Raw genomic sequence first — 13,410 nt, forward strand, 5'->3', positions numbered from 1 at the left:
TGATTACCAAAGAGCAAATTCATTTAGACATTGAGTTATACGAAAAGTTACTAGCTAACTAGTTGGGTATTCCCCTCTACTCATTATCTCGCCTACTGAACAAGCATATTGGTCAATTAATTGACGAAAATGGGTGGAAGCAGCAAAGAAGATGCTCAAGAGTGCTCAATATAAATAGTTAACAAACTTTGCGGTAGCCGTCAATAGTGGCTTCCGTTCGGAATCTGTTTTTTACGTGAATTTCAAGAAGATTACAGGCATAATGCCGACACAATATAAGAAAGGCGTTGAGAAAGAAAGGAGAAGCTTAGTACAGCATCTTCTGCACTTTAAGCAGGAAGTGCTATCCACTGAGGCGCGAATGTGTCTGGCAAACCTATTAGTTTGTGGATTCTCAGGTACCATTAAATATACTACTTGTCAGAGTGTACCACTTCATTTTCCAAGTCTTTACCTTCTTCGAAATCGCGAATGTTTTGTAAGGTGGTTTCTGCAATACTGGTCATGGCTTCCTGCGTAAAAAAGGCCTGGTGAGAAGTAATTAACGCATTCGGAAAAGTCATCAGCCGGGTAATCATATCATCTTGAATAATGGCTCCCGATAGGTCTTCAAAGAAAATGTTCTCCTCCTGTTCGTACACATCTAATCCAAAATACCCTATTCGTTGATCCTTCAGCCCCTTAATTACTGCTTTAGTGTCTACTAATCCTCCCCGACTCGTATTAATGAGCATCACACTGTTTTTCATCTGTTTGATAGCTTCCTCGTTAATGATGTAGTGTGTTTCTTTGGTGAGTGGGCAATGCAGGGAAATAATATCGGATTGACCAAAAAGTTCGGGTAAGCCTACAAAATCAACGTGCTGTTTTAGTTCTTCGTTAGGGCGCGGATCATAGGCAACTACCCGGCAGCCCACCCCCATCATAATGTGAGCAAACACTTGACCAATAGCCCCGGTACCGATTACTCCCACTGTTTTGCCCCGCAGATCGAAACCGGTTAGGCGTTCTAGTGAAAAATTTCCATCGCGTACACGGCTGTAAGCCAAGTGAGTTTTCCGGTTCAAAGTGAGTATCATTGCTAATGCGTGTTCAGCTACTGCGTAAGGCGAATAAGCTGGTACTCGTACTATCTTAATTCCCAGTTCTTCGGCTTTAGCAATATCTACGTGGTTAAATCCAGCACTCCGCAGCGCTAGTAACTTCACCCCCTGATCTTTGAGTGCTTTCAGCGTTTCCTCATTACCTTGGTCATTGACAAAGATGCAAACCGCTTCATGATCCTGAGCCAATACGGCGGTGGATGGGCTCAGTCCCGTATCAAAGTAGGATATTTCGTGACCGAATTCTTCATTCACTTGGTTCATAAAGGTTTGGTCATACGTTTTGGTACTGAAAAATGCTATTTTCATGGTTAGTCTATCTCGTTATTGCAGTTTTTTTCTTTTCGTTTGATATAGAGAACTAAGCAGGCTCTGATTCGTTCTTACCGAAGATGAATTTGCTCGCTCACTTCTACTTATCCCGCGCTACTGCTCCACTTATGGTGGGAAGTTTTTTAGGCGACTTTGTTAAAGGAAAGAAGTACCAAACGTTTGAACCGGCTATAGCCGAAGGTATTTTGCTCCACCGAGAGATTGATTACTTTACTGATTTTCATCCGGTATTTCTTCAGAGCAAACACCGGTTAGTAGACCAACATCATCATTTTGCCGGAGTGATTGTCGATATTTTTTACGATCATTTTTTAGCCAAGAACTGGCATAGCTACAGCGATATTCCGTTAGAAACTTTTACTCAGAAAATTTACCGAACCCTGCACGAACAGCAGACTATTTTGCCCCAAAAGGCGCAGCAAGTTTTACGCTACATGCGTGAGCATGACTGGCTACGTAATTATGCGGAACTAGAAGGCATTGCCCGAACGCTCAGGGGTATGGAGAAACGTTCCCGCTATCCTAACCAAATGGGATCAGCTACTGAGAATTTACTGCAACACTACGAACGTTTTGAGCAAGAATTCTCGGAGTTCTTTGAGCAAGTGCGGGTGCATACCCGAGAGTGGCTCACCGAGTGATAACTCGGCTACCTATTACCTGGTTTTACCGTAAAACTGTAAGTTCCGGAACCCGCTTGTAAAAAGACGCGCTGGTCGTTGAAACTCACCAGAGAAAAATTTTGATTATTTTTCAGTTCACTATCAGTAAAAATGAGCGTTTCGCCTTCGGTAATTTGCGGATTATCGACTCCCGCTACGGGTAAGGCAAAGGTAGCTGTGGTATTGCCCGGTATAGTAATTTTCAATTGTACGTCTTCGCCTTTTCGCTCCCAATCGACGGCAATTTCACCTCGTACTGACTGGTAGTGGCCCCGAGCAAAGGTCAGTTCACCTACGAGTGAGGGTTTAATCAATACGTGATCCATTCCTACTGCATTTTCAGCTGGCTGAATACCTAAGATAGATTGGTAAAACCATTCGGATACTGAACCAAACATAGGATGGTTCCAGGAAGCCTGATTCGGCTCTTTCCAGGTCTCCCATAGCGTAGTAGCTCCTTGCTCGAGCATATGACCGTAACTAGGAAAATCTCGTTGATTGTTAATTGTGTAAGCCACATCATTTTGGTCTAGCTGATCCAGGACATCCCACATCATTTTAGTCGAGAAAATTCCGGTAGTAAGATGACCTTGTTCCGTTTGTAAGATATTATCTAACAGTACCTGCTGAGCTTTCTCTTTCAGTTCCGGATCATCTAACCCCAATCCGTAGTACAAACCAAATACCTGATTAGCCTGCGTGATAGCTGAATCAAGCTGACCCGTATTTGAATTTACAAATCGCTGGTTAAATACCGTTTCGATATCCTGAGCTAATTGCTGGTAAGTCTGAGCTTCTTTCTTGTGGTTTAGTATTTCAGCAAATTCAGCTACTAATTGGGCAAAATGATAATAAAATGCCGTACTGGTAAGTGGTACCGCTTTGTAGCTGAGGCTAACATGGTCGCCAATACCATTCTCAATATAATGATTGGGAGCCTGGGTTTGTAAAAATTCCAGCGCGCGCTTTGCTACCGGATACTGTTCTTCCACAATTTGACGATCGCCGTAGTAGCGATAAAGTTGCTGCACCACAAATGGATGGGCCAGTTGCCACCCAATGGGGCCCGAACCCTCACCAAACCCCTGAGTATCAATGCCATTGTAGGGAGCCGTTTCGGGTAAGCCGCCATTGGGGCGCACATCATCCTGAAAGTCGCGGGCAGCTTTACGGTAGAAGTTCGCCATATCATAATTATAAATGTAAGCTTCCGCCGCCGTCACAATATCCCCCCCGTAACCAAACTTCTCTCGTCCAGGACAGTCGGACTGAATACTAAACACATTGCTAAGCATAGTCCACTCAGTTACTTCCTGAATTTCGTTAAAAAGGTCATTCGAGCAGGCGAATGAACCGTGGTCAGGCAGATCGGAGTTTAACCGCAAACCTACCAATGATTCTTCAGAGAGCTTCCCCGAATAGCCGCTCACTTCCACGTAGCGAAATGCCTGAAATCCAAACTTTTGCTGAAATATCTCCTCGCCCCCACCTTTCAGGGTGTAGTAATCTTCCTGGTAGGCGGTGGGAGGTGCTCCGGGGCCGCCACTCAGGTTCCAGGCTTCTTTAATATGTCCGGCCACAGTGGTAAGCCCGTTAACACGCCCGTTGTCAAAGAGTAGTTCACCGTAGTGCATTTTTACGGTCGTGCCCACTTCGCCATTAAGATTAAGGCGAATCCAGCCGGCAAAATTCTGCCCCAGATCAAACACATAAATCCCCGAGTCAGGTTGGGTCACGGAAATGGGTTTAATGGTCTGGGTGATACGAATGGGCGGAGCCATTTGCGCAACTAATTTTCCACCAGGAGGTTCTGCCAAAATAACATCTTGCCAGCTTTCCGCGCTAAAGCTAGCAGTACTCCAGCCCGGTTGTTCTCGGCGGGCATCGTAGGTTTCGCCTAAGTAAATATTATTTTCCAGCAAGGGGCCATCATCCCACATCCAGCTATTATCGCTAGCAACTACTGTTTTACTACCGTTGGTATGCCACACGTGCAACTCCGCGATAAATTTGGGTTGACCAATGGTTAAGAACTTGCGTAGGTTAAACCTTCGGAACAGTCCGAGCGGCAGCGGATTGTACCAACCATTGCCCAGAGCTACTCCTAGAGCATTTTTACCTTGTTGCACTTGGGAGGTAACATCGTAAGTGCTATACAATATCCGCTCACCGTAGTTAGTCCAGCCGGGGTCAAGTACTTGATCGCCCACCTTTTCTCCGTTAAGTTCGGCTTCGTAGTAGCCCAGCCCGCTAATGTAGAGTCGGGCTTTTTCTACTGATTGGTTTAGCTGAAAAGCTTTACGAAAGAGCGGGGCCGGAATGGTATCATACATATCTTCTTCTTGCTCAGGAGCTGGTCTTCCGTCACCAATCCACTGAGCTTCCCAATCCGATTCAGCTAACTTAGCTATTTCCCACCAAACCGGTTCGGCATAATCAGTCTGATTACCACGATTATCCCAAATTCGAACCGTCCAGTAGTACCGGGTGTGAGGCTGTACCGGTGGCCCGGCGTAAGCTACACTGATACTCTGATCCGAAGTAATTTTTCCACTGTCCCAGATATTCGCCATGCCGGAAGCTACATTTTCGGCAGAACTACCCACCAAAATCTGATAGGCGGTTTGCGTTATGTTTCGCTGACTACCCGAAACTACCCAAGATAATCGGGGAGTAGCAGTATCAATACTCAGTGGATTGGCTCGATACTCAGTTTGAAGATGGGAAGGAGGATTAGGGTTATCAGCGAAGGAATCAATAACCGGATAAAGTAGTAGAGACACTACCGTTAAAATTAACGCTTGAGTTAGCTGAATGTACATGCTTCAGATGTAATCAAAAGTTAGTTGAAAACTTCAAATTCAATGAAGTCTCCTTCTTCAATTTTGTGCCGACCAGTGAACCCTGCGTTTACTTCTACAACGTACAAGGCTTCTGAAGAAGAGGGAATAGATTTTTTCGAATAAGGCATTACGCCTTGGTATATGGTAACAATTTCTTTGTTCTCACCAACGTAGATAATATCCAGTGGCAGTTTAGTATTCTTCATCCAGTATGCCTGCGTTTCGGAACGATCATGAATGAATAGCATCCCTTGTAATTCATCCATTGCGCTGCGGTACATCATACCTTGGGCCCGTTGTTCCTGGTCATCAGCCACCTCAATAGTAATTTGCTGCAAAGTATCTTGTTGTCCCTCACTTAGAAACCATAGTTGTCCCTCTTCAATAAATTGAGGCTCATCTACTACCTTGGGATTATTAAGTTGATCAGATGTAATGTACGATTCCTCTTTATTAAGAAAAAAAAAGTAGACAATAGCTACAATAGCCCCTCCTACTAGGGCAAGCACAAGTAGCTTCCGGGCCGAGGAAATCTTGGTAATTTTATCTTCAGGGTTGGTGGTAGGTTTGCTCATATTTAACATTATAGTCAGGCAAATTTAGCAGTTAATTACGAACTAGAAACACAAAATTAGCATCAGGGTTTGTTTTAAGCTTTTTTCGATGCATCTATCATTGAAAACTTATTAGCGCAGCAGGCCCAATCAAGTTACTCCGTTCAGTAAACTGATTTGCAAATTAGTAGTAATTACTCATATTTGTGCGCATTAACTATTTACTAAACTAACGTACTTCAAGATGGAAAACATAGATATTTCTCCTGCAATCCAAACCCTGAGCGAATATGCAGCTCTATATATTCCGAAGCTACTACTTGCTATCTTTACCTTAATTATTGGATTATGGATTATTAATCTAGTTGTAAAAAGTATTCGGAAGGCTTTAACTAAACGGCAAGTAGACCCTTCGTTGGTTCCATTTTTATCTAGCCTAATTAAAGCGTTACTCGTTGTTATTCTACTAATCAGCGTAGCTGGTCAGCTCGGTGTAGCTATCGCCTCTTTTGTGGCTGTGCTGGGTGCAGCTGGTTTAGCGATTGGTTTAGCCTTGCAAGGCAGCTTGTCTAATTTTGCTGGCGGAATACTCATACTTATTTTAAAGCCATTTAAAGTAGGTGATGTTATTGAAGCTCAAGGAGATACTGCTTCAGTATCCGAAATACAGATTTTTTATACAATACTTAAAAGTTACGACAATAAGACAATCGTTATTCCTAACGGGTCATTGTCTAACGACAAAATTATCAACTATTCTACTGAACCTACTCGTACTGTAGAGTGGGTGTTTGGTATTAGCTACAATGATGACATTGATAAAGCCCGGCAGATTATTAAAGATACGGTGTTTGCTGACGAGCGAGTACAAAATCGAGATACTCCGTTTATCAATCTGGCGGAACTAGCTGATAGTTCGGTCAACTTCAAGGTGCGGGCACAGTGTGAACAAGCTAACTTTTGGGCGTTATTTTTTGAGAAGACCGAAGCGGTAAAGAAAGCGTTTGATGCCAACGGAATTAGTATTCCTTATCCTCAAGTGGATGCTCACCTTTATCAGGCTTCACCGGGGCAGTGACCTTCTTCTCTCTATTACATACATAAAATCTAATTCGGTCAGTCAGTGACTGCCAAAATGAGACCGTATCATGAAAAGAATTATGTTATTCATAGCAATCTTTGCCAGTTGCTACAGTAGTCTACTAGCTCAAATAGATACTCCTTTGTCAGTTTCAGACTCTTTGGTTGCGGATACTATATGGACTACTTCTACTAGATTTGGAATTAATTTCAATCAGGCCGCTTTTAGCGATAACTGGACAGGGGGAGCGGTGAATTCCGTAGCGTTTTCGGGTTTATTTAATTATCTAACCAGTTATCAGCGGGGATCATGGTCGTGGGACAATACTGTAGACTTATTGTACGGGGTAATTAATAACCAGGGACAAGGAATTCGTAAAAGTCAGGACCGGATTTTCCTTGACAGCAAAGTGGGTTACGATATTTCGGAAGATTGGAACGGCTACGGTTCACTGAATTTCCTGACGCAATTTGCTCCGGGCTTTCGCTACGTGGCGCTGCCGAGCGGCCGCGAAGACGGTGTGCGTATCTCTAATCTTCTGGCACCCGCTTTTTTAACTTTATCCTTGGGGTTTGAGTACATGCCCAATAAAAATTTCTCACTTCGGTTGAGTCCGTTTTCGCCTCGCATCACAATTGTAAACGATACTACCTTATACAATAATTTAGAATCTAGCATGAACGGCACTGCTTACGGTGTAGAAAGTCGAGAAGGTGAAACTATCCGCTATGAGTGGCTAGCTTTTCAGTTACTAATGAGTTGGAATAAGAGTATTACCGAGAATATTGGTTTTCAAGCTCGTTATCTAACTTTCACCAACTACGAACAACTCTCTTTCGATCAAATTGATCATCGGTTAGATTTAACCATAACTGCTAAACTAACCCAGTATATTAACGTCAATTTTTCAGGGATTGCCCTCTACGATTTTGACCAGACTGAAGAACTACAGTTTAGCCAACTCATTGGGGTGGGAATTTTACTTAGCCGGGAAAAAGCAGTAGTGGATTAACCTTGGCATCTTCCGGCTTGCTCAAAAACTACTTTTCTTTGTCTTTTTGGGTGGAGCAGCCAGTGCTTATCCTCGTAGCTTCTCAGCGGTAATAGGTAACTGGCGGATACGTTTTCCGCTAGCCCGGTACACAGCATTGGCAATAGCTGCACTAGTAGGAGCTTGCGCTGCTTCTCCCCCACCCAACGCGGGTTTATTAGGACGATCGATAATTACTACGTTTACTTTCGGCGCATCCTGAAAGCGAAGGATAGGGTAACTGTCCCAGTTTAAGCTAATAATATGTTGCTTATCAAATAACACTTCTTCCTTTAAAGTCCAACTGGCCGACTGTATCATACCCCCCTCGGTCTGATTTTTTAACCCATCCGGATTTATAGTTTCTCCGGCATCAATTACTCCCCAAAGGTGCAAAAGCTCAATTTCTCCGCTACTGACATCTGCTTTCACTTGGGCAGCTACGGCACAGTACGCCGCTGAGTTCTTGTAACGGGAAAAACCGAAACCCATTCCTTCCTGCTTGGCTAGTGATATATTTCTCGTCATGCCATCTAGCTTTTTCATCACCGCCACTGCCCGAGGATCATCGGATTGTTTCAACCGAAATTCCAACGGTTGTATTCCGGCTCTTTCTGCTAACTCGTCCATAAAAGATTCTATAGCAAATATATTGGCGTAAGCGCCCAAACTACGTAATGAGGAAACCCGCAGGGGCCCTTCAAAGAAGTGAGCGTCAATTTTTAACTGAGGGATTGTGTAGTAAGGATCAGCATTGCGGTACCCGCCCCCACTGTAGCCGTAGGAGGTTCGAGGATGGGGATTTTTCACGTAGTGAGCCGGCATCAGGTTTCCGGGATCGCCGCCGGGGCGGGTACTATGCGAATCTGACCACAGTTCGGTATACCATTCGGCAATCTTACCTGATTCGTCCAGGTTGGCCTGAACTTCCAGTATCATTGCTGAACCCAGAGGCTCCCAGGCGTGCTCTTCTTCTCGCGACCACTGCATCCGAATATGTACGCCCGGATACGCTACAGCCAATAGTGCAGCATCAGTTGCCGCATCATCCGCCCCGTTATGCCCGTAACATCCCGAACCCGGTACTCCTTTAATATGAATCTTATCAATGGGCAATCCCACTACTTTAGGCAGCGCTTCCCGCAAGGGATAAACTCCCTGGCTGTGCGACCATATCTGTAATTGCCCTCCCTCGTAGTGCGCTACGGCACAAGACGGACCAATGCTTCCGTGCATAATATAGGGTTTGAAGTACTGAGCTTTAACAGTATTATCATTCGTCTTAAAGCTGGCTTCTTGCACCTGCTGAGAACTGGCCGGCAAGGTTTTTAGATACTCTACCAGTGGCTGATTGATAGGCAACTTCTCGGCTGCCGACCACTGAGCATTTCCACGAAGAAACCGCTGGGCTTGCTCAGCCTGATATTCATCTTCAGCAATTACGCCCAGAAAGCTACCGTTGCGAACTACTTTCACTATTCCCGCCACTTTTGCTTGGAGTGCTGCTTCGTCGTAACTTTCGAGAGTGGCCTGGTAAGCGGGTGGGCGTACTACCCGGGCGTGGAGCATACCCGGAAAGCGCAAATCCTGGATAAAGTAAGATTCTCCGCGAACCATCTGGCTGATATCTGGGCGGGAAATTGGTTTACCTACCCACTGATAGTCTTCCTTAGGTTTTAGTTTTACCGAAGCCGGAACTTCTTCAGTAAGCTGTTCGCCGCTTAAAATATCTTTGAAAGTCAACCGCTGCCCATCAGTCGTAATTACCGCTCCCGCTTCCATAGTGAGAGAGGAAGTATCAACATTTAGCTTCTTCGCCACCCGATCCAGAAGCAAGGAACGAGCGTGAGCCGCCGCGTAGCGTACCGACATGGCACTGTTTATAATAGAACCACTACCCGCCGTATAACCTTCGTCGGGAGTAACTCCAGTTTCTACAATATGCACTACAATCATGCTCGGGTCCGTATTAAGTTCCTCCGCCGCTACCTGCGCCACCGCCGTGCTTATACCTTGCCCTAACTCAATTTTACCGGTAAAGATGCGTATTTGTCCGTCGGCCAATACTTGCAACCAAGCGTTCACGGTAGGATTACGAGCTAAACTGCGAGGTAGCTTCAAAGCCGGTGAATCAAGCTGTTCAGCCGCCAGCCCGCAACCGCTGAACAGGCTAAATGCAACGATCAATCCACCACTATCCTTAAGAAATTTACGTCGGGTATAGGTTGATTTCATAGCGAGAGGATCAGGGATTCATGGTTTGAGCCGCAGTACGAACCGCCTGCATTACTCGAGCGTGAGTACCACAACGACAGAGTACTGGCTGCATTTTTTCTCGAATAATGTTATCGTCGGGTTGATCGTTTTCTTCCAGAAGGGCTACGGCGGCAATGATCATCCCATTGAGACAGTAGCCGCATTGAGGCGTTTGTTCTTGTTCAAAAGCCTGCTGCACCGGATGCAAACTTCCATCGTCTTGAATTAGCCCCTTTAAAGTAACTATTTCTTTATCGGTTACCGCAGATACCGGAATTCGACAACTGGGGGAAGCCTTCCCATCTAATAAAACCATACAGGCTCCGCACTGTTCTAGCCCACAGCCGTACTTCGGCCCGTTTAACTCCAACTGATTGCGAAGAACGTACAGAAGCGGGGTGAAGGGATCAGCTTCTACTGGATGCGTCTGTCCGTTAACTTTAATCGTCATTTTCTCTTTCACCCTGATAATAATTGATGTTTGGATAAATTATGAATTTACCTTCTAAATAACAATGTTTAAAATGTAGTCCATTTGTAGCCGCCTTGTGAGCCAATAAGCCCTTGCTTTCTCAAACTTCTAATGATTCAGTTATTGCACTTGTCATTTCGCCGGATATTCCGTTTCTTCCCACCTAAACCTGACCTTACTAACCTATGAGAATTTTACTTGGCTTTCTATTTCTATTTCCTACTTTTCTATTTTCTCAGGATCGCTTGACCGGTGAACAGTTTGCTACTCGCTCGGAGGTGATCGCTCAGAACGGAATGGCCGCTACTAGTCAGCCGTTAGCTACGCAGACGGCACTCTACATTCTCCGGCAAGGGGGCAACGCTATTGATGCCGCCATTGCGGCTAACGCGGTGCTCGGTTTAACCGAACCAACGGGCAACGGAATTGGTGGCGACCTTTTTGCTATTGTTTGGAATGCCGAGAGTGAAGAATTACTCGGTCTGAATGCCAGCGGTCGCTCACCCTACGATCTAACGTTAGAATACCTAAAAGAAAATGACCATGATAATGTACCCTACCGGGGAGCTTTATCGGTAAGTGTGCCCGGCTGTGTTAGTGGTTGGTTTGCGCTGCACGAGAAGATGGGAAGCTTACCTATGACCACCATTCTACAACCAGCAATTGATTACGCTCGCAACGGCTTTCCGCTAACGGAAGTGATTGCATCCGGCTGGAAGGGCAACGCCCGCGTACTCCAGCAGTACGAAGGCTTCTCCGATATTTTTATGCCCAATGGTAAAACGCCCGAGAAGGGCGAAATATTTAAGAATCCAGGGTTGGCGAACACTTTAGAAAAAATCGCCAGCGAGGGCCAGGATGCATTTTATAAGGGTGATATTGCCAAAACGATTGCTGACTATATTAAAGAACAGGGAGGCTTTTTATCAACCAAAGATTTAACTGATCATACCGCGGACTGGGTAGATCCGGTTTCTACCGACTACCGAGGATATGAAGTGTACGAACTTCCGCCCAATGGTCAGGGAACCGCCGTTCTACAAATGCTCAATATTCTGGAGGGCTACGACTTAGCCAGTATGGGCTTCGGTAGTGCGGAATATATTCATCACTTAGTGGAAGCGAAAAAAATAGCTTACGAAGACCGAGCCAAATACTACGCTGACCCCGATTTTGTGCAGATTCCGATGGAACAACTGATTTCCAAAGAATACGCGCAAGCTCGTGCCGAGCTGATTGACCCCGAGCGAGCCGGTGATGAATATCCGGCCGGCGAACTGGAGCAGGGAAACACCATCTATATGACGGTGGCTGACGGCGATGGTAATATGATTTCACTCATTCAGAGCAACTACTCCGGTATGGGTTCGGGAATGACTCCTCCCGGTTTGGGTTTCATTCTACAAAACCGGGGAGCTTTGTTCAGTTTGGAAGAAGGCCATAATAACATATACGAACCTCACAAACGACCGTTCCACACCATCATCCCGGCCTTTGTGACGAAGAATGGTAAGCCCTACCTGAGCTTTGGACTGATGGGGGGTGCCATGCAACCGCAGGGCCATGTACAGGTACTCGTTAATATGATCGACTTCGGCATGAACGTACAGGAAGCTGGAGATGCCCCCCGGATTAACCACGCTAGTGAGTCCCAGCCTACCGGTGGTAAAATGACCGACGGCGGTATTCTACGGATGGAAACCGGCTTTTCATCAGAAACTGTTCAGCAACTAATGAGAAAGCGGCATACCGTTCAATTTGCCCGTGGGGTTTACGGCGGCTATCAAGCCATTAAGTACGATGCCGAAAATAAAGTGTACATCGGCGCATCCGAATCGCGAAAAGACGGACAGGCGGCTGGTTACTAATTCACCATTCTAGCGAGAAGCAGTCTTCCGCAATGTAACGAGCATCTTTCCCCGCATTGCTTTGTAATGACCGGGAAACGTACAAACGTATTCATATTCTCCCGCTGGGGGGGCTACAAAGTAGATGCTTTCCGTAGTTTCGGGCTTTAGAATACAGGTATGAAACAATACTTCGTCTACCATTGGCACATAGCCCCGGTCGGTTCCTGCTAGTCCTAAATTCATCGCCTCCTCGCCTACTTGGTCGGCAGTATTAGGTTCAGTGACTACTAAGTTGTGCAGCATATCGTCATTGTTGTTGAAGATAACCTGCACTTTATCCCCTTCGGCTACTGTGAACTCGCTTAGATCGTACTTCAGTCCTGGTTCGGTGCCTACCGTGATCACTACGTCAGGTTGTTCCCAATCATCAGGCATTTCGGTCACGCGCTTTTCAGATTCTTCGCAGGGGGGGATTTCCGAGGTTTCTTTTTGGGCAATAGGAGCCTCAATTTCGGTTCCTTCCGCAAAGTTATTTAGCGTATAGTATCCTATATCGTGTAAAAGTGCCTGACCGCTCGCCGATTTTAAGCCGTCTACCTTAATTTGATGAATATAGCCCTCCCGAAGTCCATCCATATGTAAACGCACTTTAGTCTGATCGGCTGAGACCTCAGCACTATGCACTCGGCACTCCTGCTGATTGATAATTGGGCTACCGTAGCTACGATGATAACTGTAGATGAAACTATTAATTGGATATGTAGAAACCTGCGATGCCGTAGTTGCATCAACCGGTTGAGTAAACTCCAGCTCAAACCCGTTAGCTACCGCCCGAATAGCTTTAATCTCGAACGGGGTTTTTCCCGTCCACACCAAACGTTGTAAACCATAAGGTTCTTTTCCAGTAGACGCCCAACCTCGGCTGGTCATGCCCACGTACATATTATCATCCGGTCCCCAGCGCATTCGTAGAGTACCGGACGAGAAGCCCTCCCGGAACGGAAAACACGCCCCCTGATACTCACCGTTAATTTTTTCCAAGAACACCCGCATTACCTTACTGTGCCCCTGATCACCGACAAACATTTGTCCGGCAAAGGGCCCGAACCCTCCTTGGGTAGTATCAGTCATGATGTCGGAAGTAGAAATCCCCATAATCGTATGCGGAAACCAAACCGTCGGCGGCTTCATGCTGGAAATATTCTTCGCAAACTCATGCATTAGAC

10 protein-coding genes are annotated in these 13,410 nt (G+C 45.7%); 4 read left to right on the plus strand and 6 right to left on the minus strand.

The window, feature by feature from the left end; genetic code table 11:
- Window positions 1–413: 413 nt before the first annotated feature.
- The gene (locus WBA23_RS22060) at window positions 414–1,412 is read right to left on the minus strand and encodes a 2-hydroxyacid dehydrogenase (RefSeq protein WP_424584444.1); all 999 of its coding nucleotides are present in this window, start codon (window positions 1,410–1,412) and stop codon (window positions 414–416) included.
- An 83-nt stretch (window positions 1,413–1,495) separates the two neighbouring features.
- Between WBA23_RS22060 and WBA23_RS22065 the strand changes: the two genes are divergently transcribed.
- Window positions 1,496–2,077 carry an ACP phosphodiesterase gene (locus WBA23_RS22065; protein WP_424584445.1) on the plus strand — a complete coding sequence of 194 codons (582 nt, stop codon included), beginning with the start codon at window positions 1,496–1,498 and terminating at the stop codon, window positions 2,075–2,077.
- 8 nt (window positions 2,078–2,085) lie between these two features.
- Here the strand turns inward: WBA23_RS22065 and WBA23_RS22070 are convergent, their stop codons facing one another.
- Both WBA23_RS22070 and WBA23_RS22075 read right to left on the minus strand, forming a co-directional pair.
- Complete coding sequence (locus WBA23_RS22070; protein ID WP_424584446.1) at window positions 2,086–4,920, minus strand: family 78 glycoside hydrolase catalytic domain; 2,835 nt, start codon at window positions 4,918–4,920, stop codon at window positions 2,086–2,088.
- 20 nt (window positions 4,921–4,940) lie between these two features.
- Window positions 4,941–5,516 carry a DUF192 domain-containing protein gene (locus WBA23_RS22075; RefSeq protein ID WP_424584447.1) on the minus strand — a complete coding sequence of 192 codons (576 nt, stop codon included), beginning with the start codon at window positions 5,514–5,516 and terminating at the stop codon, window positions 4,941–4,943.
- Between the two features lie 223 nt (window positions 5,517–5,739).
- Here WBA23_RS22075 and WBA23_RS22080 point away from each other — a divergent pair, with 223 nt between their 5' ends.
- Window positions 5,740–6,573 (plus strand): mechanosensitive ion channel family protein, encoded by an 834-nt coding sequence (locus WBA23_RS22080; RefSeq protein ID WP_424584448.1) that lies wholly within the window; start codon window positions 5,740–5,742, stop codon window positions 6,571–6,573.
- A gap of 82 nt (window positions 6,574–6,655) precedes the next feature.
- Entirely contained in the window at window positions 6,656–7,588 is a 933-nt protein-coding gene (locus WBA23_RS22085; RefSeq protein ID WP_424584449.1) for a DUF3078 domain-containing protein, read from the plus strand.
- Between the two features lie 66 nt (window positions 7,589–7,654).
- Here the strand turns inward: WBA23_RS22085 and WBA23_RS22090 are convergent, their stop codons facing one another.
- Together WBA23_RS22090 and WBA23_RS22095 are read right to left on the minus strand one after the other, a co-directional pair.
- The gene (locus tag WBA23_RS22090; RefSeq protein ID WP_424584450.1) at window positions 7,655–9,841 is read right to left on the minus strand and encodes a molybdopterin cofactor-binding domain-containing protein; all 2,187 of its coding nucleotides are present in this window, start codon (window positions 9,839–9,841) and stop codon (window positions 7,655–7,657) included.
- A 10-nt stretch (window positions 9,842–9,851) separates the two neighbouring features.
- Window positions 9,852–10,313, minus strand: a complete 462-nt coding sequence (locus WBA23_RS22095) for a (2Fe-2S)-binding protein (RefSeq protein ID WP_424584451.1) — start codon at window positions 10,311–10,313, stop codon at window positions 9,852–9,854.
- A 206-nt stretch (window positions 10,314–10,519) separates the two neighbouring features.
- Between WBA23_RS22095 and ggt the strand changes: the two genes are divergently transcribed.
- Window positions 10,520–12,202 (plus strand): gamma-glutamyltransferase, encoded by a 1,683-nt coding sequence (gene ggt / locus WBA23_RS22100; RefSeq protein WP_424584452.1) that lies wholly within the window; start codon window positions 10,520–10,522, stop codon window positions 12,200–12,202.
- Window positions 12,203–12,211: 9 nt separating this feature from the next.
- On the opposite strand, the gene WBA23_RS22105 is transcribed toward ggt, so the two are convergent.
- Window positions 12,212–13,410: plastocyanin/azurin family copper-binding protein (locus tag WBA23_RS22105; RefSeq protein WP_424584453.1), on the minus strand; the 1,199-nt coding region annotated here is incomplete at its 5' end.

The sequence above is a fragment of the Tunicatimonas sp. genome (genome assembly GCF_049647865.1).
Classification (GTDB): Bacteria; Bacteroidota; Bacteroidia; order Cytophagales; family Cyclobacteriaceae; genus Tunicatimonas.

Excerpts from the sequence above, each read along its gene's own strand:
- WBA23_RS22060 (WP_424584444.1), bottom strand. The coding sequence starts at position 1,412 with ATGAAAATAGCATTTTTCAGTACCAAAACGTATGACCAAACCTTTATG.
- WBA23_RS22065 (WP_424584445.1), top strand. The coding sequence starts at position 1,496 with ATGAATTTGCTCGCTCACTTCTACTTATCCCGCGCTACTGCTCCACTT.
- WBA23_RS22070 (WP_424584446.1), bottom strand. The coding sequence starts at position 4,920 with ATGTACATTCAGCTAACTCAAGCGTTAATTTTAACGGTAGTGTCTCTA.
- WBA23_RS22075 (WP_424584447.1), bottom strand. The coding sequence starts at position 5,516 with ATGAGCAAACCTACCACCAACCCTGAAGATAAAATTACCAAGATTTCC.
- WBA23_RS22080 (WP_424584448.1), top strand. The coding sequence starts at position 5,740 with ATGGAAAACATAGATATTTCTCCTGCAATCCAAACCCTGAGCGAATAT.
- WBA23_RS22085 (WP_424584449.1), top strand. The coding sequence starts at position 6,656 with ATGTTATTCATAGCAATCTTTGCCAGTTGCTACAGTAGTCTACTAGCT.
- WBA23_RS22090 (WP_424584450.1), bottom strand. The coding sequence starts at position 9,841 with ATGAAATCAACCTATACCCGACGTAAATTTCTTAAGGATAGTGGTGGA.
- WBA23_RS22095 (WP_424584451.1), bottom strand. The coding sequence starts at position 10,313 with ATGACGATTAAAGTTAACGGACAGACGCATCCAGTAGAAGCTGATCCC.
- ggt (WP_424584452.1), top strand. The coding sequence starts at position 10,520 with ATGAGAATTTTACTTGGCTTTCTATTTCTATTTCCTACTTTTCTATTT.